The 17,886-nt window shown below is 70.1% G+C and carries 21 protein-coding genes, 1 pseudogene and 1 riboswitch; of the genes and pseudogenes, 7 read left to right on the top strand and 15 right to left on the bottom strand.

Going from position 1 to position 17,886, the window contains the following annotated elements; all coding sequences use genetic code 11:
• Positions 1 to 17: 17 nt before the first annotated feature.
• The 4 genes from LB823_RS06455 to LB823_RS06440 all read right to left on the bottom strand — a co-directional run bounded on the left by LB823_RS06455 (position 18) and on the right by LB823_RS06440 (position 3,777).
• On the bottom strand, positions 18 to 500 hold the full coding sequence (locus LB823_RS06455; protein WP_224645946.1) for a YbaK/EbsC family protein: 483 nt from the start codon (positions 498 to 500) through the stop codon (positions 18 to 20).
• 23 nt (positions 501 to 523) lie between these two features.
• Complete coding sequence (locus LB823_RS06450; protein WP_224645945.1) at positions 524 to 910, bottom strand: hypothetical protein; 387 nt, start codon at positions 908 to 910, stop codon at positions 524 to 526.
• Between the two features lie 14 nt (positions 911 to 924).
• A complete protein-coding gene (locus LB823_RS06445) occupies positions 925 to 2,208 on the bottom strand; it encodes an aminotransferase class V-fold PLP-dependent enzyme (protein ID WP_224645944.1) in 1,284 nt (427 codons plus the stop codon).
• Between the two features lie 53 nt (positions 2,209 to 2,261).
• Positions 2,262 to 2,373: riboswitch (SAM riboswitch) on the bottom strand.
• 45 nt (positions 2,374 to 2,418) lie between these two features.
• Positions 2,419 to 3,777 (bottom strand): MFS transporter, encoded by a 1,359-nt coding sequence (locus LB823_RS06440; protein WP_255603034.1) that lies wholly within the window; start codon positions 3,775 to 3,777, stop codon positions 2,419 to 2,421.
• Between the two features lie 69 nt (positions 3,778 to 3,846).
• On the opposite strand from LB823_RS06440, the gene LB823_RS06435 reads away from it, so the two are divergent.
• Complete coding sequence (locus LB823_RS06435; protein ID WP_224645942.1) at positions 3,847 to 4,452, top strand: TetR/AcrR family transcriptional regulator; 606 nt, start codon at positions 3,847 to 3,849, stop codon at positions 4,450 to 4,452.
• A 65-nt stretch (positions 4,453 to 4,517) separates the two neighbouring features.
• A complete protein-coding gene (locus LB823_RS06430; RefSeq protein ID WP_224645941.1) occupies positions 4,518 to 5,105 on the top strand; it encodes a hypothetical protein in 588 nt (195 codons plus the stop codon).
• A 77-nt stretch (positions 5,106 to 5,182) separates the two neighbouring features.
• Here the strand turns inward: LB823_RS06430 and LB823_RS06425 are convergent, their stop codons facing one another.
• The 3 genes from LB823_RS06425 to LB823_RS06415 form a co-directional block, all read right to left on the bottom strand.
• Positions 5,183 to 6,349, bottom strand: coding sequence for an RtcB family protein (locus LB823_RS06425; protein WP_224645940.1), 1,167 nt, complete (start codon positions 6,347 to 6,349; stop codon positions 5,183 to 5,185).
• A 221-nt stretch (positions 6,350 to 6,570) separates the two neighbouring features.
• Positions 6,571 to 7,200, bottom strand: a complete 630-nt coding sequence (locus LB823_RS06420) for a hypothetical protein (RefSeq protein WP_224645939.1) — start codon at positions 7,198 to 7,200, stop codon at positions 6,571 to 6,573.
• Complete coding sequence (locus LB823_RS06415) at positions 7,187 to 7,564, bottom strand: hypothetical protein (protein ID WP_224645938.1); 378 nt, start codon at positions 7,562 to 7,564, stop codon at positions 7,187 to 7,189. The genes LB823_RS06420 and LB823_RS06415 overlap by 14 nt, the downstream gene beginning before the upstream one ends.
• Before the next feature lie 59 nt (positions 7,565 to 7,623).
• Here LB823_RS06415 and LB823_RS06410 point away from each other — a divergent pair, with 59 nt between their 5' ends.
• Positions 7,624 to 8,295 (top strand): copper homeostasis protein CutC, encoded by a 672-nt coding sequence (locus LB823_RS06410; protein ID WP_224645937.1) that lies wholly within the window; start codon positions 7,624 to 7,626, stop codon positions 8,293 to 8,295.
• 5 nt (positions 8,296 to 8,300) lie between these two features.
• Here LB823_RS06410 and LB823_RS06405 read toward each other — a convergent pair whose 3' ends face one another.
• From LB823_RS06405 to LB823_RS23990, 3 genes are read right to left on the bottom strand one after another with little or no spacing between them, the layout of a single operon-like run.
• On the bottom strand, positions 8,301 to 9,506 hold the full coding sequence (locus LB823_RS06405) for an O-succinylhomoserine sulfhydrylase (protein WP_224645936.1): 1,206 nt from the start codon (positions 9,504 to 9,506) through the stop codon (positions 8,301 to 8,303).
• A gap of 10 nt (positions 9,507 to 9,516) precedes the next feature.
• Entirely contained in the window at positions 9,517 to 9,930 is a 414-nt protein-coding gene (locus tag LB823_RS06400) for a rhodanese-like domain-containing protein (RefSeq protein WP_224645935.1), read from the bottom strand.
• Entirely contained in the window at positions 9,927 to 10,394 is a 468-nt protein-coding gene (locus tag LB823_RS23990) for a DUF4878 domain-containing protein (protein ID WP_224645934.1), read from the bottom strand. Before LB823_RS23990 ends, LB823_RS06400 begins: the two co-directional genes overlap by 4 nt.
• Before the next feature lie 145 nt (positions 10,395 to 10,539).
• Here LB823_RS23990 and LB823_RS06390 point away from each other — a divergent pair, with 145 nt between their 5' ends.
• Positions 10,540 to 11,928: an FAD-dependent oxidoreductase gene (locus LB823_RS06390; RefSeq protein ID WP_224645933.1), complete on the top strand. Its 1,389-nt coding sequence runs from the start codon at positions 10,540 to 10,542 to the stop codon at positions 11,926 to 11,928.
• 111 nt (positions 11,929 to 12,039) lie between these two features.
• Here the strand turns inward: LB823_RS06390 and LB823_RS06385 are convergent, their stop codons facing one another.
• The 3 genes from LB823_RS06385 to LB823_RS06375 all read right to left on the bottom strand — a co-directional run bounded on the left by LB823_RS06385 (position 12,040) and on the right by LB823_RS06375 (position 13,168).
• The gene (locus LB823_RS06385) at positions 12,040 to 12,360 is read right to left on the bottom strand and encodes a hypothetical protein (protein WP_224645932.1); all 321 of its coding nucleotides are present in this window, start codon (positions 12,358 to 12,360) and stop codon (positions 12,040 to 12,042) included.
• 40 nt (positions 12,361 to 12,400) lie between these two features.
• A complete protein-coding gene (locus LB823_RS06380; protein ID WP_224645931.1) occupies positions 12,401 to 12,784 on the bottom strand; it encodes a hypothetical protein in 384 nt (127 codons plus the stop codon).
• A gap of 75 nt (positions 12,785 to 12,859) precedes the next feature.
• Positions 12,860 to 13,168 (bottom strand): helix-turn-helix domain-containing protein, encoded by a 309-nt coding sequence (locus tag LB823_RS06375; RefSeq protein WP_224645930.1) that lies wholly within the window; start codon positions 13,166 to 13,168, stop codon positions 12,860 to 12,862.
• Positions 13,169 to 13,248: 80 nt separating this feature from the next.
• Between LB823_RS06375 and LB823_RS06370 the strand changes: the two genes are divergently transcribed.
• Entirely contained in the window at positions 13,249 to 13,977 is a 729-nt protein-coding gene (locus tag LB823_RS06370) for an SDR family oxidoreductase (protein ID WP_224645929.1), read from the top strand.
• On the opposite strand, the gene LB823_RS06365 is transcribed toward LB823_RS06370, so the two are convergent.
• Positions 13,966 to 15,807 (bottom strand): ABC transporter ATP-binding protein/permease, encoded by a 1,842-nt coding sequence (locus tag LB823_RS06365; RefSeq protein WP_224645928.1) that lies wholly within the window; start codon positions 15,805 to 15,807, stop codon positions 13,966 to 13,968. The genes LB823_RS06370 and LB823_RS06365 overlap by 12 nt on opposite strands.
• A 114-nt stretch (positions 15,808 to 15,921) precedes the next feature.
• Here LB823_RS06365 and LB823_RS06360 point away from each other — a divergent pair, with 114 nt between their 5' ends.
• Positions 15,922 to 16,644 (top strand): siderophore-interacting protein, encoded by a 723-nt coding sequence (locus tag LB823_RS06360; protein ID WP_224645927.1) that lies wholly within the window; start codon positions 15,922 to 15,924, stop codon positions 16,642 to 16,644.
• 210 nt (positions 16,645 to 16,854) lie between these two features.
• Positions 16,855 to 17,619 carry a 23S ribosomal RNA methyltransferase Erm gene (gene erm, locus LB823_RS06355; RefSeq protein WP_224645926.1) on the top strand — a complete coding sequence of 255 codons (765 nt, stop codon included), beginning with the start codon at positions 16,855 to 16,857 and terminating at the stop codon, positions 17,617 to 17,619.
• Here erm and LB823_RS06350 read toward each other — a convergent pair.
• Positions 17,616 to 17,886, bottom strand: a pseudogene (locus LB823_RS06350) (formate-dependent phosphoribosylglycinamide formyltransferase); the annotation flags it as partial. The gene erm and the pseudogene LB823_RS06350 sit on opposite strands and share 4 nt — an antisense overlap.

Below are 17,886 nucleotides of genomic sequence, written 5' to 3'. Positions count from 1 at the left end.
GACTCGGGCGAACCGGCCTATGCCGCCGATGTCGTGACGATTCTGGCACCCGTGAGCGCCACGAGCGCGGCGAAGTCGGTGCGGAAGATCGTGTCGTGCGTCCCGGCCGCGGCGTACAGGTCCGGATAGCCGGCGAGCGACTCGTCGATGACGGTGACCACCGGCCGCGGATGCCCGACGGGCGAGACGCCGCCGATGACCTGGCCGGTCGCGGCGGCCACGTCGTCCGGCTTCGCGCGGGTGATCGCGCCGTAGCCGAGTCGAGTGGCGAGGCCGTCGGTGTCCACGCGGTGCCGCCCGCTCGAGAGGACGAGCAGCGGCGCACCGTCGGCCAGGAAGACGAGGCTGTTGGCGATCGCGCCCACCTCGCAGCCGAGCGCCGCCGCGGCCTCCGCGGCGGTCTTGGCACCGTCCGGCACCAGGCGGACGGTGTCCGGGTGCCCCGCGGCGGCCAGGGCCGCGCGGACGGTCTCGGTGCGGGCGGAGTACTGCTCGGTCACGCCGATCAGTATGCCCGCCCCCGCTACGCGGCGAGCAGGGTGGCGATGAGGTCCTTGGTGCGCGCCCCGCCGACGGGGCGCAGCACGACGGCGTCGGCGACCTCGGCCGCGTAGACGTCCTCGATCAGGGACTTCAGGCCCGACGGGGTGCCGATGTACGTGATGCCCTGCGGCGCGGCGCCGCTCGGGGCGTAGCTGGCGCGGGCGTCGGCGGCGCGCTCGTCGATCACCACGTCGACCTCGAGCGCGACCGCGCCCGGCTCCCGCCCGGCGCGCTCGGCCTCGGCGCGCAGGTAGCCGCGCTCCCGCTGGGCGATGCGCAGGTCGGCGGCGCGTACGCGGGTCAGGTGCGAGGCCTCGGGCTCACCGTCGACGGTGACCACCAGTGCGGGGCGGGAGACGGTCGTCATGGATTCCTCCGGGTTCAGTTCGCTCGTGCGGACAGGTCTTCGAGGGCGCGCGCCAGGCGGCGCACGTCGTGCTCGCTCGTGCCGAGGCCGATGCTCGCGCGGACGGCGCCGTCGTAGCATCCCAATCGGTTAACGACGGGGTGGGCGCAGAACTTCCCGTCGCGCACGCCGATCCCGTGCTCGGACGAGAGGAACTCGGCGACCTCGCGGGGCGTGCGGCCGTCCACGGTGAAGGCGACGATGCCCACCCGCTCGGTGGAGTCGGCCCAGATCTTCAGCGTGCGGACACCGTCGATGCCCTCGAGCGAACGCAGCAGCAGGTCGGTGAGGAAGCGCTCGTGCCGGGCGATGGCGTCCTCGCCGAGGCGCTCGATGGCCTCGCACGCGGCGGCGATGGCGACCGCGCCCAGGACGTTGGGCGAACCGGCCTCGTGCCGCGCGGGGCCGATGTGCCAGGCGACCTCGACGGACTTCGAGACGGGCGTGCCGATCACCTCGTAGCTGGCGCCGCCGCCGCAGCGGACGGGCTCGGCCTCGTCGAACCAGTCGGCGCGGCCGACGAGCACGCCGGAGCCGAAGGGCGCGTACAGCTTGTGCCCCGAGAAGGCGAGGTAGTCGACGCCGCTCTCGCGCAGCGAGATCCGACGGTGCGGGACCAGCTGGGCACCGTCGACCGCGATGCGCGCGCCGTGCCGATGGGCGAGCGCGGCGAGCCGGCGGATCGGCAGCACCTCGCCGGTGACGTTGGACGCGCCGGTCACGCTGACCAGGGCCGCGGGGCGCGCGCGGAGCTCCTTCTCGAGCACCTCGAGGGTGCCCTCGATCGACAGCGGAGCGGAGATCACGCGGGCCCCGATCCGCTTCCACGGCAGCAGGTTCGCGTGGTGCTCGCAGTCGAGGACCACGACCTCGCCGGGGACGCAGCCCGCGAGCAGGTTGATCGAGTCGGTGGTGTTGCCGGTGAAGATCACGTGGTCGTCGGCGCGGGCGCCCACGAACTCGGCGACGACCTCGCGGGCCCGCTCGTAGCGGGAGGTGGAGCGCTGCGAGAGGTAGCCGGCGCCGCGGTGCACGCTCGCGTACTCGCCCAGCGCCTCCTGGACCGCCTGCTGCACCTCGACCAGGGCCGGCGCGCTCGCGGCGTAGTCGAAGTTGGCGTAGCGGACCGTCGCGCCGTCGGTGAGCGGGGCGTACTCGTCGGCGCCGGTCACGGCGGCGAGGGGGCCCAGCGACAGCGGCGTGCTGCGGACGGTCGGGGTCAGGCAGACGGCGGTGCGCTCGGTGGTGGCGATGCTCATGAGAGATGTCCTTCGGTATGAGGACGCACGGCACCCGTTTCCGACGTGCCGCGAATCCGCGCTTGCCGCACTCGTTCGGTGCGGCCAGGTCGTCACCCGGAGCACCCCACCGCGGAGGAGGGTTGCCGACCAGCGAGCCGGGGCTTGTCGCTGGCACTCATGACCTGCGTCGAGAATGCCCTGTCGTGCCGCCCGTCGTCAAGGTTCGAATCACGGCGACGCGAAACCATCCGCTCGCGCAGGGCGCGCGGCGGACAGGGCCGCGAGCCCGACTCCCGCGGCGAGCGCCGCCATGATCAGGAACGCCAGGCCGTACGCACGCTCCGGCGGCCCGATCGCCGCGGTCGCGGCGACCAGGACCGCGAGCCCCATCCCGCCGCCGACCTGCTTCGCGCAGTTCATCACGCCCGCTGCGGCGCCGGCGTCGGACGCGGGGACACCCGCCACCGTCATCGCGGTGAGCGGAAGGTTCACCAGACCCGCACCGACCGCGATGAGCACCGCAGGGACGAGAACCGCGGTGGAATACGCTGAGCCGGTCTCCAGCCCGCTCTGCCAGACGAACCCGCCCGCAAGGAGCGCCGCACCGGCGGCGACGAGGCGCGGCGGCGTCGTGATCCGCAACAGCCGCGGTGTCCAGTGGAGGCCCACGACCAGCTGGATGACGGTGTGCGGCAGGAAGGCCAGGCCCGCCATCAGAGGTGGGTAGCCGAGAACCACCTGCACCTGAAGGGACAGGAAGAACCACATCGGTACGAGCGTGGCACCGATGACCAGGAGCCCTGCATTACCCCACCGCACGGACCGGATCGCGAGCAACGTCGGCGGGATGAGCGGATTCCGCGCCGTGCCGTTACTGCGCACGAAGGCGGCGAGGCAGACCACTGCGACACCGGATGCGGCGATCCCGATCCCCCAACTCTGCTCCCCGACGGCGGCGAAGGCGATAGCCGCGACCACCAACATGCCGGTGGCGAGCGGCGCCGGGGCGATCCCGACGGAGGTTCGTCCTTCGTGTCCGGCCGCCGAAAGGGCCCGCACCGCAAGCACGATGGCGAGTGCGCCGAGTGGAAGATTGACCAACAGCACTGCACGCCAGCCGAAGAACTCCGTGAGCACGCCGCCGCAGAGGTTTCCGGCGGTGCCGCCGGCGATACTCATCGCCGTCCATCGAGCGAGCGCCCTCGTTCGCGACTCCCCCTCGCCGAACGTCGTGGTGATCGCGGCGAGGGCGGCCGGTGCGACCAGGGACGCGGCCAAGCCCTGCGCGGCGCGACCGGCCAGCAGCACCTCGGGCCCCGGTGCGGCGCCTGCGACGGCGCTCGCCGCGGTGAACGCCGCCATACCACCGACGAAGGCCGCACGCACCCCCACCATGTCCACCACGCGACCGCCGAGCAGAAGGCAGCCCGCGAACGGCAGGGCGTAGGCAGTGACCACCCACTGCAGCCCGACGGAGCCCAATGCGAGGTCGGCGCGGACGGCGGGAAGGGCGATGTTCACGACGGAGACGTCGAGCGTGATCATCAGTTGCGCAAGACAGGCCGCGGCAAGAACACGTCCGCGCATCGCGACTCCTTTCATTAGTCAGCTGTATCACAAAGGATATGATACGACTGTATCAACAAGGAGGTGCCGATGCCGCGGACAGTCGATCACGAGGTGCGCCGGTCGCAGCTCGCCGACGCCTTGGCCCGCGTAGCCGCCCGCGACGGCCTGCACGCCGTATCGATGCGGTCCGTGGCCGCTGAGGCAGGTGTCTCGCTGCGCCTCGTCCAGTACTACTTCGACAGCAAGGAGCACCTACTGATCGGGGCGATGCGCAGGCTGGAGGAGCAGTCGAACGAGCGCTGGCGTGCGCGGTTGAGCCGTGGAACGACTACTGCCCCACCACGGGAGGTTCTTGAGGCCTTCCTCATGGAGGCGCTGCCGACCGACGGCCCGAGCCTCGACTTCTACCGTGTGTCCACCGCGTTCACCGGTCTCGCCCTGACCGACCCCGCTCTCGCCGCGGAACCCCTCGCAGGCGGCGTCGCACGGCTACGAGACGCAGTCCTCTCCGCGCTCCGGTCGGCCATCAGCAATGGCGAACTGTCCGCGGACGCGGATCCCGACACCGAGGCGGACGCCCTCGTCTCACTGTGCAACGGCCTGAGCACCGCCGTGGCGATCGGGCATCACACACCGGAGCGCGCGATCGAGGTGGCGCGGTACCACCTCGCCCGCCTGTTCCAGAAGCCCTGAATGGCGCCGAAGACTCGGTCATACCAACTGTTCCACGCACCCGTACAGCATGGGAGTATTCGGCAATGGTGACCGCGATCCATTTCTATGCCACCGCGGTCGATCACGCGCGCCTGCTGGATCACCTCGGTGAGCCCGATGCTGTGACGCTGCATCCGTGGCCCGTGGTCGCGTCACCGACGGTGACGCTGTCGCGGGAAGCCGCGATGAAAAGCGGTCAGGTGCTGATCGCCGACCGATCCCTGGGACCGCCCGTCGTGATCCGCGAGGGAAGCGATGCCATGTCCGGCCGAACCCGATCAGCCCTGTTCAACCGCCTGAACTGGGATCGGCTCGCGCCGGGCGCGACGGAGGGCATCGTCGACTCGAACGCGTCACCTGTTCTGTACTGGGAACCCGCGACCTGCACCGCCGAGGGTCTCACCATCGGCTCCATCGGATCGCAGGCGGATTCGATGCGCGCCGTGTCGGCGGACTTCGAGCGGTGGGTGAACCGCACGCTGGCCTGGGTCCGCCGCAACGGCACGCAGGTCTGGGGACTGACTGCAGCGCACCGCCGCACGGACCTCGACGTGCTTCTCCCCACTGTGTCCTCGGTGTACGCATTGCCCGAGGCGCTGCTCCTATTGGAGGCCGGCACGCCAGGCCGATGAAGCCCTCAAGACGGACAACATCTGCGGCTTGCGGCGGCGAACCGTCGGCGTGTCGCCGCCGCAAGCTGCAGAATTTTCTACTGGCCCTTCACGTTGACGATCTGGCGCAGGAGGGCGCGGACCGTCACCAGCTGCTCCGCATCGGCCATCACCCGGTCGATCGGCTTGTAGGCCTGCGGGATCTCGTCGATGAAGTCGGGGCTGTCGCGGAACTCGATGCCCACCATGGCCTCCCGGAGCTGCTCGTGCGTGAAGGCCCTGCGCGCCGCGGACCGGGAGTACTCCCTGCCCGCGCCGTGCGGCGAGCTGTTCAGCGACGGGGCGAAGCCCTTGCCCTCGACGATGTACGACGCGGTGCCCATCGAGCCCGGGATGAGGCCGAGCTTGCCCTCGGTGGCCTCGATCGCACCCTTCCTCGACACCCACACTTCCTTGCCGAAGTGCTTCTCGCGCTTGGTGAAGTTGTGGTGGCAGTTGATCCGCTCCGCCTCCACGACGGGCGTCCCCACCCACTCGCCGAGCTGGCGGATCACCCGGTCCATCATCTCCTCACGGTTGAGCAGCGCGAAGTGCTGCGCCCACGTCAGCTCGGCGATGTACCGGCGGAACTCGGGCGTGCCCTCCACGAGGTAGGCCAGGTCCGGATCCGGCAGCTCGATCCACCACTGCTTGCACAGGCGCGTGGCCACGGCGATGTGGTGCTGGGCGATCTTGTTGCCCACGCCGCGAGAGCCGGAGTGCAGGAACGCCCAAACCCGCTGGTCGGCGTCGATACTTAGCTCTGCGAAATGATTTCCTCCGCCGAGCGTGCCCAACTGAAGCTTCCAGTTCCCGGCGTACTGGGCCGGGTTGAAGTCCGCCCGCTCGGCGAGCGTCTCCAGCTCCGCGATCCGGGGCTCCGCCGTGGCCACGACCTTCTTGTTGTAGCGGCCGGGCGAGAGCGGGACCGCCCGCTCGATGGCCTCGCGGACCGTCGCGCGGTCGTCGGGCAGGTCGGACTTCGTGAACTGGGTGCGGACCGCGATCATGCCGCAGCCGATGTCGACGCCGACCGCCGCGGGGATCACGGCGCCGAGGCTCGGGATGACCGAGCCGACGGTGGCGCCCTTGCCCAGGTGGGCGTCGGGCATCAACGCGATGTGCGGGTAGATGAACGGCAGCTTCGCCGTGTTGATCGCCTGCTCGCGGGTCTTCTCGTCCAGGATGGACGCCCACGAGACCAAGGACTTACTGATCTTCTCCATGGCTTTCTCGTTCTCGATGTGATGGTCACCGGTCCGAGAAGCCATGCGTGTGACGCATGGGCACCGGGCCGGCGGTGAAGCGACGGCCCGGGTTGCCGCAGGTTATGCGGGCACGCCGAACCGGCGGCAGTAGCACTGCCGCAGCGATTCGGGGAGCTTGCGCATATCCATGTCGGGAAGCGTATTCGAGGGCGCCGCCGCGGTCCACCGACTTTCTCCGGTCACAGCCCGTGGTCCCAAGGTGACCGCCACTCGGCGAACAGATTCGATACTCGGTCTCGTTCGTCCGGCGACTTAAGAATGAGGTCGGCGCCGCCGTCATAAGGGCAGTGGACCCAGTTGACCGCTGATCCGGTAACCATGACATCGCCGGTCCGATCGTCGGCTGCCGCGCGAAACAGGTCCCGCAGGGCAGGCGCGGTGCGGCGAACGCGGTGCACGTACAGGTGCGTCCAGACCTGTTCCTCGCCCGCTTCTTCTCCCTCCGAAACGCTGCGCCAGTAGCGCGGGCGCGGGAGCAGTCCGGCCAGCAGGGACGATCGGCGCACGGGACGGGGCGATGTCGAGAACGAGAACGCGCACGTCAACACCGTCAGTACGCCTTCGCCTGCGCGCAACTCGTCCAGGACGGCGAAATAGCGTCGCAGCAGCTCGTCGTACTCCTCCTGGGTGTCCGCGTAGCGCTTACTCTCCGGAAGACTGTGCAGCCGAACCCAATTACGAGAGAACGCACCGCGCATGTCGATCGCCCGCAGCGGCGCATCGCCGAAGCTCCGCCTCCAGGCGCCGTCGAACTCCGCCAGTTCCTCGGTGGTCGGTCGTCGAACTCCGTCGACCTCATGCACGGACATCGCCCCAGCGGATGCGGTCGACGGGAGGCAGTTGCAGAGGCTCGTCCGTGAACGAGTAGACCTCGAGGGCGTCGAGGTAGCCGTCATTCGTGAACAGCAGAAGTCCGCCGATCACACCGCCCTCGCCGTCGGCGAGGGCGGCTTCGAGCGGAGTCCAGCTGGTCCGGAGCGATGCAGGCGCACTGCGGTCTGCGAGAAGCGCGATCGATCCGCAGCCGCACGAACACGACGGCCGAGCCCGCACTGTGGGCACCTGGGAGCGGAGCTCTTCGACGCCGGGGAAGCCGAAACTCAGGAAGCCGTCGAGGATCGCCCGCTCGATATCGGTGAGCGGGCGCGGCTCCTCGGGCGCGGGCGATTCCATGACCTGCACAGTAGGCACTGCAGGCCCGGCTGTGCGACCGGATTTGGGAGACTGGGTTCATGGCACTGCTGGAAGTGATCGCCCTGGACACGCGCGACGCGGTCGCCGCGTGGGAGGGCGGGGCGGACCGGGTGGAGCTGGTCGCCGACATGGCGGCGGACGGGCTGAGCCCCTCCCCCGCCACCGTCGCCGAGGTCCGTGCCGCCGTGGACATCCCCGTGCGCGTGATGCTCCGGCTCACCGACGGTTTCGCGGCCGGGGACCTCGGCGCGCTGGTGCGGCGCACCGTCGAACTGAGAAGCGCTGGGGCGGAGGAGTTCGTGCTCGGCTTCCTCACCGCAGACGGCGCCGTGGACCTACCGGCCGTGACGCGGGTCGTCGAGGCGATCGACGGCGCGCCGTGGACCTTCCACCGCGCGATCGACCACTGCGCGGACCGCGCGGCGCTGCGGGCCGCCGTGGCGGAGCTGCCGGGGCTCGACGGCTTCCTCACCGCGGGCGCGACCTCCGGCGTCGATCACGGCATCGCCACGCTGGTCGCGGAAGCGTCTGGACTGCAACGGATCCTGGCCGGCGGCGGCCTGCGCCTCGATCACCTGCCGCCACTCATGCAGGCAGGAATCGACGCCTTCCACATCGGCAGTGCCGCGCGGCCACAGGGGTGGATGTCGCCGGTGTCAGCAGAGGCCGTGCGGACGTGGCGCGCCGCCGTCGACGATCAGAGGCCCTGAGTGGCTCAGCCCAGGGCCTGATCCAGATCGGCGATGAGGTCGTCGACGTTCTCCAGCCCGACGGACAGGCGCAGCATCGAGTCGGTGAGCCCGATCTTCGCGCGACCTTCCGGCCCCGTCGCCCGATGCGTCGTGGTGGCGGGGTGGGTGATCAGCGACTTGGCGTCGCCGAAGTTGTTGGAGATGTCGATGACCTGCAGCCGGTTGAGGAACTCGAAGGCCCGCGCCTTGCCCGCGGCCGACGCCGAATCGGCCAGCTCGAGGGTGATCACGGTGCCGCCGGCCTTCATCTGCGCCTTCGCCAGCTCGTGCTGCGGGTGCGAGGGCAGGAAGGGGAAGAGCACCTTCGAGACGCGGGGGTCGGCGTCGAGGAACTCGGCGACCTTCTGCGCGTTCGCGCTCACCCGCTCGGCCCGAAGGTCCAGCGTCTCCAGCGCCTTGAGCAGCACCCAGGCGTTGAACGGCGCCATCGCGGGACCGGTGTGCCGCATCAGCTGCTTCACCGGACCGTCGATGTAGTCGAACCGGCCGAGGATGGCTCCGCCCATGACGCGGCCCTGGCCGTCCATGGTCTTGGTGGAGGAGTGCACGATCACGTCGGCGCCCATCCCGAGCGAATCCTGGTAGCCGACGGGGGTGAAGCCGGCGTCGAGCACGACCTGCGCGCCCGCGGCGTGCGCCAGCGAGGCCACGGCGCGCACGTCGACGAGGCCCTGCATCGGGTTCGCGGGGGTCTCGAAGAAGACGGCCTGGGCGGGGACGCTGAGCGCCTCCTCCCACTGGGCGAGGTCCTCGCCGTCGACGAAGACGGTCTCGATGCCCCAGCGCGGCAGGATCTCGTTGCACACGACGTAGCAGGAGCCGAACAGCGAGCGGGCCGCGACGAGCCGGTCGCCGGCCTTGAGCAGCGCGCCGAGAGCGGTGAAGACGGCGGACATGCCGGAGGCGGTCGCGAAGCAGGCCTCGGCGCCCTCCAGGAGGCGCAGGCGCTCCTGGAACATCGCCACCGTCGGGTTGCCGTAGCGCGAGTAGACGAACCGGTCGATGTCGCCGTTGAAGGCGGCCTCGGCGGCCTCGGCGCTCTCGTAGGTGTAGCCCGAGTTCAGGAAGAGCGCCTCGGAGGTCTCCTCGTGGTTCGTGCGCAGGACGCCGCCGCGCACCGCGTACGTCTCGGGCCGCAGGCCGTCGGGCAGGGGGCTGAACTCCGTCATGGGCTTCAGCCTAGAACTGCCGCCAGGGCAGGCCGTCGGCGCGCCAGCCCGCGACGCCCCGATGCCCGAGTGCGTCGATGGGGCCCTCGAAGCCGTCGAGCACGTTGTAGGCGCGCGCCACGCCGGCGGCGGTGGCGGTCTCCGCGGCGCCGATCGAGCGGTGCCCGGAGCGGCAGAGGAAGACCACGGGTGCCTCGTCGGTGACGCCCTTGGCGCGGAGCTCGTCGACGAACGTGGGGTTGAGCGCACCGTCGGGATAGCGCTGCCACTCGACGAGCACGGGATTGCGCCCGACCTGCGAGAGCTCGGGGATGCCGACGTAGTTCCACTCGGCCTCGGTGCGGCAGTCGACGAGGATGGCCGCGGGGTCCTGTTCGAGCAGCTCCCAGGCCTCGCGCGGCGTCAGGTTTCCGGCGTAGTTCACGAGCACTTCTTCCACTTGCCGTCTTCGCGGACGAACTTCGCCTGCTCGGTGCGCTCGCCCGCCTTCTCGTAGGTCACCGTCAGATCGGCGGACGCGGTGTCGCCGTTCACGGTGAGGTTCTTGACGCCCTTCTCGTCCAGCTTCGCCTCGCCTTCGCGCTCGACGACGGCCTTGCGCGCGTCGGGGAAGCCGGCCTCCTTCGGGAAGTCGGCGGCGGAGCGGTCCTTGGCGCAGGTGTTGGCGACGAGATCCGCGTACCGCCCCTTGTTCAGGGCGCCGTAGTACTGGCCGATCGTGACCTGGACCTGCGCGGAGTCGCTGAGCCGCTCATCGGAGGGGCGGATCGCGTTCCAGGCGAGGACGCCGCCGATGAGCACGACGGCGACCACGAGAGCGATGATGAACGGGGTCGCCGTGGTGCGGCGTTCGGGCGGCGGTCCGGCGGGGGCCTTGTCTGCGCTCACTGAAGTCTCTACCCTCTGCTACTAGAACACGTTCCAGTTCCTTGGATGGGTGGGATGGACCACCCGCACTAGGAACAGTTGATAAGTCCGCACTAACCTGGTGGGGAACTTCAACCGCGTATGCAGACAAGGTAGCCGACTTCACATGACCGAACAGAACCGCCCGTTGCGCGTCGCGATCGTGGGCGCGGGCCCCGCTGGTATCTACGCAGCGGACGCCCTCATGAAGTCCGACGAGGCGAAGGACCCCGGCGTCAGCATCGATCTCTTCGAGAAGATGCCGGCACCGTTCGGCCTGATCCGGTACGGCGTCGCCCCCGATCATCCGCGGATCAAGGGCATCATCACCGCGCTGCACAAGGTGCTCGACAAGCCGCAGGTCCGCCTGCTCGGCAACCTCGACTTCGGCAAGGACTTCACCCTCGAGGACGTGCGCCGCCACTACGACGCGGTGATCTTCTCCACGGGCGCCGTCGCCGACCGCAACCTGGAGATCCCCGGCATCGACCTGGAGGGCAGCTACGGCGCCGCCGAGTTCGTGGCCTGGTACGACGGGCACCCGGACTTCTCGCGCGAGTGGCCGCTCACCGAGGAGAAGGTGGCCGTCCTGGGCGTCGGCAACGTGGGCCTCGACGTGGCCCGCGTGCTGGCCAAGACCGCAGACGAGCTGCTCCCCACCGAGATCCCGCCGAACGTCTACGAGGGCCTCAAGGTCAACAAGGCCAAGGAGGTGCACGTCTTCGGTCGCCGCGGCCCGGCGCAGGTGAAGTTCACTCCGCTCGAGCTCAAGGAGCTCGACCACTCGCAGACCATCGAGGTCGTCGTGAACCCCGAGGACATCGAGTACGACGAGGGCTCGGCCAAGGCCCGCCGCGAGTCGAAGATCACCGACCAGGTCGCCACGATCCTCGAGAACTACGCGATCCGCGAGCCGAACAACCGCCCGCACAAGCTGTTCATCCACCTCTTCGAGTCGCCCGTCGAGATCCTGGGCGAGAACGGCAAGGTCACGGGCCTGCGCACCGAGCGCACCGAGCTCGACGGCACCGGCAACGTCCGGGGCACCGGCAAGTTCACCGACTGGGAGCTCGGCGCCGTCTACCGCGCCGTCGGCTACCTCTCGAACGACCTGCCCGAGATCCCCTTCGACGACCAGGCCGGCGTCATCCCCAACGAGGCCGGCCGCGTCATCGACGCAGGTCAGCACATCACGGGCGTCTACACCACCGGCTGGATCAAGCGCGGCCCCGTCGGCCTCATCGGCCACACCAAGGGCGACGCCAACGAGACCATCGCCTGCCTGCTGGAGGACTTCCACGCCGGCAAGCTGAACGCCCCGTCGGACCCGTCGACCACCGGCGTCACCGACTGGCTGGACGACCACGACACCCCGTACACCACCTGGGACGGCTGGTACCGCCTCGACGAGCACGAGCGCAGCCTGGGCGAGGCCGAGGGCCGCGAGCGCGTGAAGGTCGTCGAGCGCGGCGACATGCTGGCCGCCTCGGAGCCGGGCAAGGTCCAGCAGGACTAGTCCCGAGCGCACGTACGACGGTGCCGCCGTCCCGATTTTTCGGGGCGGCGGCACTTTTCGCTCACGATGATTCTAATTCGGTCGCGCGGTGACTCCTCGCCGCGCGGGCGCTCAGTCCGGTCGCGCGGTGACGACGGGGCCGTCGGCCGGGTCGTGCCCGACCCGCGCGACGCCGAGCGCGGCGGCACGCGTCCGCGTCGCGGTGACGGTGACCGTCGTGGTGCGCGTCGTCGTCGACGTGGTGGTCGTGGTCGACGTGGTGGTCTTCGTCCGGGTGACCGTGACGGTCTCCGTCCGCGTCGCGTCGCGCTGGACGACGCAATCATCCCGCGCGGCGGCGCCGCAGTCCGCGCCCGCGGGCCCCGCGGTGAGCACCGCCCCGACCGTCACCAGTCCCGCGCACGCGCCGATGGCCGCAATCGCTCGTTTCATCGTTCTCCTCCTCCTCGCCGGCCGCGACGGGCCGGCGCGTTCATTCCCAGGTGAAACCGTAGGGGCCGTGCGTGCACGTCTGAAGCCCACCCGGACCGACGCGCTGGGCTCCGACCGCGGTGCACTTCGCGCCGTTGGGATCCGCGGGCTTGACGATCCAGATCCCTCCGGAACAGGTGAGTCGCTGGAGCGGCGGCGCAGCCTCGCCGATCGAGCAGGACTTCCCCGGATAGGGCGGCGTGAAGTCGCGCTCCCACTTCCCGAACCGGCACTCGTAGCCGGGCTTGGTGTCGAACATCCGGCACTCCGAGCCCGTCGACGGGTCGGCGGATGCCGCCCCCATCCCGACCACCCCGGGCACCAGAAATGCCATCGCGAGCGCCGCGAGCGCAACACGGGAAGTCCGAATCGTCCGCTTCTGCATGCGCAACATCCTAAGCGAGCGTCATGACCGGGGCGTTGCTATCGGCCGGACAGTTCGCGGGGCGACCTGTGCTGCTCAGTCGGCGGCCCAGTCCCAGACGGGCCAGAGGGCGCGGCCGAGGGCCTCGCCCCGAGGCGTGAGTTCGTACTGCTTGTCGGGGAGTTTGCGGGCGATGCCCTTCTCGACCAGCTGCGCGAGCCGGGTGGCGAGCACGCTGGAGCTGCAATTGCCCATGCGCCTGCGCAATTCGAGGAAGCCGAGCGATCCCGGCTCGAGCTCCCAGACGATGCGCAACACCCAGCGCTGACCGAGCAGGTCCATCGCAGCGACCGCCGCGGGATCCGGTTCCTCGCGGCGCTGCGGCACCACATCGCGCACTGACACGAGACAGAGCCTACTTGCGCTTCTGAAATCGAAGCGTCATGCTGGCGGCAGTTCTAAATCAGAAGCATGGAGGTTCAGCGATGGCGGTCGTAGTGGTGACCGGGGCGTCCCGCGGGGTGGGCGCCGAGACGGCGGTGGCGCTCGGCGCGCGCGGGCACGACGTGGTGGTGAACTACCGCGAGAAGGAACGCCGGGCGGAGAAGGTGTGCGACCTGGTCCGCGAGGCCGGCGGGCGGGCGATCGCGGTGGGCGCAGACGTGACCGCGGCCGATGGACCGGCCCACCTCCTCGATGCGGCGGTCGCCGCGTTCGGCCCGATCGACGCGGTGGTCCTCAACGCCTCCGGCGGCCTGGAGCTCGGCGCCGACCAGGACTACGCGATGCGGTTGAACCGGGACGCGCAGGTCGCCGCGGCCCGCGCGGCCGCGGAGCACCTGCGGCCGGGCGGGCGGATCGTCTTCGTCACCAGCCACCAGGCACACTTCTCCGAGACCCACCCCGTGCCCGCCGGCTACGAGCCGATCGCGGCCAGCAAGCTCGCCGGGGAGCGGGCCCTGCGCGCGCTCGCCGCGGAACTCGGCCTCGACCTGCGCGTCGTCTCGGGCGACATGATCGAGGGCACGATCATCGTCCGGCTCCTGGAGCGCCGCGACCCCGCCGCCGTCGAGGAACGGCGCAGCCACGGCCCCCTGCCGACCGCCACCGAGTTCGCCGCCGCGATCGCAGGCACCGTCGACACCGGCGGCTCGCCGGAGCACACCACCACCTACGTGGGCGGCCGCGACCTCGTCGCGGGCCTACAGCGGTGAGTACTCCCAAGACCCGCTACCGCTGAGCTCGAGTCGGTGCGCGTGGTGCCTGTCGACGGTGCTGCGGTGGGCGACGCTCACGAGAACCGCCTCGGGCACCTCGCCCCGGATCAGCGTGTACAGCGAGTGCTCGAGCCCCTCGTCGACGGCGGACGTGGCCTCGTCGAGGAACACGGCCTGCGGCCTGATCAGGAGGATGCGCGCGAACGCGATGCGCTGCTGCTCGCCCGGGGAGAGCACCGCCGCCCAGTCCTCCTCGTCGTCCAGCCGGTCCGCGAGATGTGGCAGGAAGACCTTGCCGAGGACCTCCCGCAGTAGGTCGTCGCCGAACGCGCCGGGCTCCGCCGGGTAGCTCAGCGCGGTCCGCAGGTCGCCGAGCGGCAGATACGGCAGCTGCGACACGAACAGCGTCTCGGCTCCAGCGGGGCGCCCGATCTCGCCGTCCGCATAGGGCCAGATCCTGGCGAGCGCGCGCAGGAGGGTCGTCTTGCCGGATCCCGAGACCCCCTTGACGACCACGGCGTCGCCGGGCTCCAGGTGGAGCCGGAGATCGTCGACGAGAACGACCCCGTCGGGTTTGCGGACGCCGATGCCGTCGAGCCGAACCGACCGGTCCTCGTCGGTTCCCTTGACGCGCGGCAGCTTCCGGGACTCATCGTCGGCCGTGAGGAGGCCGTCCAAACGGATGAGGGATGCGCGGTACTCCGCGAAGTCGTCGTACGACAAACGGAAGAACGACAGCGAGTCGTGCACCTGCCGGAACGCGCTCGCGGTCTGACTGACGTCACCGATGGTGAGCTCGCCGGAGAAGACCCGCGGCGCCTGGATCACCATCGGGAACACCTCCGCCGTCTGACTCACGGTGAGGTTCCACCCGCTGAACTTCAAGGAGCGGAACACGATCGCCCAGGTGTTGGCGATCACCGCGGAGAACCGGCCGAGGAGCGTGCGCCGCTCGACCTGCTCACCCTGGTAGAACGCCACCCGCTCGGCATTGTCCCGCAGACGCACGAGCGCGTACCGGTACGCGGCGGTGAGGCGCTCGTTGATGAAGTTGAGATTGATGAGCGGCCGACCGATCCAGAAGGCGATCACCGTGCTGATCAGCACGTACGCGAACACCAGCCACAGCATCGCGCGGGGAATCGTGACGCCGAGGATCGTCATGGGTGCGGACAGCTCCCAAAGGATCTTCGTGAACGAGATGATCGACGCCACCGCGTTGACCGCCCCGAACGACAGGGACACCGACGTGGCCACGAACGCGGTGATGTCCGCCTGGATCCGCTGGTCGGGGTTGTCGATCGTGTCGTCGATGAACCGATTGCGGTAGTACGCCTCGCCGTCGAGGTAGTCGTCGACGACACGTTCGGTGAGCCAGATCCGCCAGTCGATGACGAGCCATTGGTTCACCAGGTAGTCGATCAACGCCCGCGCCACCCACAGCACGGCGAGCAGCGCGAAGATCCGCATCGACAGCCAGAACCCGTCCTCGGCAGCCTGCAGCGCCGGCGAATCACCCTTCGACACCGCCTGCACGGCGTACTGCAGCGCCGTCTGCGAGTCGTTGTAGAAGTACGTGAACAGCACGGACAACCGGACGGCCGCGAGCGTCGACACGATGAGCAGCAGGATGCGCGCATAGACCCGCCAGGAGTCACGCCCCGTGAAGTACGCGCCGGAGACGCGCCAGAACTGGCGGCCCCACTTCGTACTCACGAAGCAGACCGCGAGCACGACCACGAAGATCGGCGTGGTGATAGCGACCGCCTTGAGCAGCCACCACGCACTCGCGGCCCACTCCGCACTCCAATCGTTGGACATCTCCATCCCGCGGCTCCTCTGCTGGACCGTGTGAAAAATTGAGGAAGCTTAACCCGTATCAGCCCAGCGCACGCGGCATGTGCTCGCGATGATCGAGTCGATTAGGGTAGCCTCAGCTTCATGGGTAGAGGAGTGACCGGCCTGATCCTCAAGGCGATGCGGGCGGACGACTACGTTTTCACGGTGCTGTCGACAAAGGCCGTCAGCGAGCACTATCACCGCATCCGTTTCGACGGCGGCGACTTCCTGCAGGACAACCCGTGGTTCCCGACCATGTGGGTGCGCCTGTGGGTACCGAAGAGCGGCGCCGCGACGACCGACGCGGACGAGGGGACGCTCGTGCAGCGCGGCTACACGATCGTCGCGCCCGAGGGCTCGGAGTTCACCATCGAGTTCGCGATGCACGACGGTCCCGCGCCCAGTTGGGCCCTGGACGCCGAGCCGGGCGACCGGATCGCCGCCACCATGATGGGCGCCGACCTGACGGTCCCGGAGGAGCCGGCACCGTCGGAATACGTGCTCGTGGGCGACGCCGCGTCGATCCCCGCGATCAACAGCATCCTCGGGACCGCGCAGGCCCCGTGCCGCGTGTACCTGGAGTACCAGCACGACGGCGAGCGGGAGCTTCCCGTGCAGAGCGAGGCCGTCACCTGGGTGCCGCGCGAGAACCGCGGCGCCACACTGGTGTCCACGGTCGTCGGCGCCGGGATCGGCGCGGACGCCTTCCTCTTCGTCGCCGCCGAGACCAAGGCGACGCGCGAGATCACCAAGGCCGCCAAGCGCGACTTCGGCCTGCCGAAGGACCGGATCAAGTCCCAGGCCTATTGGCTGCAGCGCGGATAATCCGTTGGCACCCCGCCGCTACGGCGCCTAGAGTGCACCCCGTGAGTTCTTCGGCAGCAGCCGCCGCGGCAGCGGCGGCAGTGGTGGACCGCGGCCGCGCGTAGCGGCGGCGGAGCCTCCCACACCATCTCGGCTTCACCGCCCCAGCATCCTTCCGCTGGGCGGCGATTCGCGCTGCCCGGGTGATCCTCGACCCGGAGAACTCCCTTCATGCCCACCCATCACGGGGGCCGTCACGAGCACGGCCAGAACTTCCTCACCGACGATGTCGTCATCGGCCGATTCGTCGACCTCACCCGCCGCACCGACGGTCCGATCCTCGAGATCGGTCCCGGCGCAGGCGCATTGACCGATCCACTCCTTCGCCTGGGACGACCGCTCACGGCCGTCGAGATCGACGGCGGCCACGCCCGACGCCTGCGCGAGCGACACCCGGAGGCGACCGTCGTGCACGGGGATTTCCTGCGGCACCGGCTACCGGCGGAACCCCATGCGGTGGTGGGGAATCTGCCCTTCCACCTGACCACCGCCGTGCTCCGCAAGCTGCTGCACGCGCCGCACTGGACCGGCGCGGTCCTCGTGGTGCAGTGGGAGGTCGCGCGCCGGCGGGCCGGTGTCGGTGGCGCGACGATGATGACCGCGCAGTGGTCCCCCTGGTACGAATTCGGCCTCGCCGGCCGGGTTCCCGCCGCGGCCTTCACCCCCCGTCCGTCCGTCGACGCGGGACTACTGACGATCGCGCGCCGCAGCACGCCCCTCGTGCCGGTGGCGCGCCGGCGCGATTACGCCGCCTTCGTGCACGCCGTCTTCACCGGCCGCGGCCACGGACTGCCCGAGGTCCTGGCGGGCGTGGCGCCGCGGCACCGTCGGGCGGAAGCGCGGAAGTGGGCGGCCCGACGGGGCCACCGCGGCACGCCCCTCCCCCGCGACCTCGGCACTCCCGACTGGGTGGAGGCCTTCGAGCGGTTCGCCTAGTCCTGCGGGCGCTGCGGCGGCAGGCCCATGGAGGTGGGCGGGTTGTGGTCGTACTCCTCGGTCTCCGGAGTCGCCTGGGGCGTCGGAGGCTTCGGACGCGTCGCGGTCTCGCCGGTCGGCTGGCGCGGCGCGGGCTGGATCGGGCGGGGCGGCGCGGGGCGCCGGCCCGCGACGGGGTGCATGCTCGTCGGCGCGACCGGCTCACCGGGGCCGGCCGGCGGCGGGGCCACGCGCGACGAGGGCTGCTGCGGCGGCACGACCGCGGCC

The organism is Tsukamurella sp. M9C (genome assembly GCF_020169415.1).
Lineage (GTDB): Bacteria > Actinomycetota > Actinomycetes > Mycobacteriales > Mycobacteriaceae > Tsukamurella.
This window is presented reverse-complemented; position numbering and strand designations above follow the sequence as displayed.

Excerpts from the sequence above, each read along its gene's own strand:
- LB823_RS06450 (WP_224645945.1), bottom strand. The coding sequence starts at position 910 with ATGACGACCGTCTCCCGCCCCGCACTGGTGGTCACCGTCGACGGTGAG.
- LB823_RS06445 (WP_224645944.1), bottom strand. The coding sequence starts at position 2,208 with ATGAGCATCGCCACCACCGAGCGCACCGCCGTCTGCCTGACCCCGACC.
- LB823_RS06440 (WP_255603034.1), bottom strand. The coding sequence starts at position 3,777 with ATGCGCGGACGTGTTCTTGCCGCGGCCTGTCTTGCGCAACTGATGATC.
- LB823_RS06435 (WP_224645942.1), top strand. The coding sequence starts at position 3,847 with ATGCCGCGGACAGTCGATCACGAGGTGCGCCGGTCGCAGCTCGCCGAC.
- LB823_RS06430 (WP_224645941.1), top strand. The coding sequence starts at position 4,518 with ATGGTGACCGCGATCCATTTCTATGCCACCGCGGTCGATCACGCGCGC.
- LB823_RS06425 (WP_224645940.1), bottom strand. The coding sequence starts at position 6,349 with ATGGAGAAGATCAGTAAGTCCTTGGTCTCGTGGGCGTCCATCCTGGAC.
- LB823_RS06420 (WP_224645939.1), bottom strand. The coding sequence starts at position 7,200 with ATGTCCGTGCATGAGGTCGACGGAGTTCGACGACCGACCACCGAGGAA.
- LB823_RS06415 (WP_224645938.1), bottom strand. The coding sequence starts at position 7,564 with ATGGAATCGCCCGCGCCCGAGGAGCCGCGCCCGCTCACCGATATCGAG.
- LB823_RS06410 (WP_224645937.1), top strand. The coding sequence starts at position 7,624 with ATGGCACTGCTGGAAGTGATCGCCCTGGACACGCGCGACGCGGTCGCC.
- LB823_RS06405 (WP_224645936.1), bottom strand. The coding sequence starts at position 9,506 with ATGACGGAGTTCAGCCCCCTGCCCGACGGCCTGCGGCCCGAGACGTAC.
- LB823_RS06390 (WP_224645933.1), top strand. The coding sequence starts at position 10,540 with ATGACCGAACAGAACCGCCCGTTGCGCGTCGCGATCGTGGGCGCGGGC.
- LB823_RS06385 (WP_224645932.1), bottom strand. The coding sequence starts at position 12,360 with ATGAAACGAGCGATTGCGGCCATCGGCGCGTGCGCGGGACTGGTGACG.
- LB823_RS06380 (WP_224645931.1), bottom strand. The coding sequence starts at position 12,784 with ATGCAGAAGCGGACGATTCGGACTTCCCGTGTTGCGCTCGCGGCGCTC.
- LB823_RS06370 (WP_224645929.1), top strand. The coding sequence starts at position 13,249 with ATGGCGGTCGTAGTGGTGACCGGGGCGTCCCGCGGGGTGGGCGCCGAG.
- LB823_RS06365 (WP_224645928.1), bottom strand. The coding sequence starts at position 15,807 with ATGGAGATGTCCAACGATTGGAGTGCGGAGTGGGCCGCGAGTGCGTGG.
- LB823_RS06360 (WP_224645927.1), top strand. The coding sequence starts at position 15,922 with ATGGGTAGAGGAGTGACCGGCCTGATCCTCAAGGCGATGCGGGCGGAC.
- erm (WP_224645926.1), top strand. The coding sequence starts at position 16,855 with ATGCCCACCCATCACGGGGGCCGTCACGAGCACGGCCAGAACTTCCTC.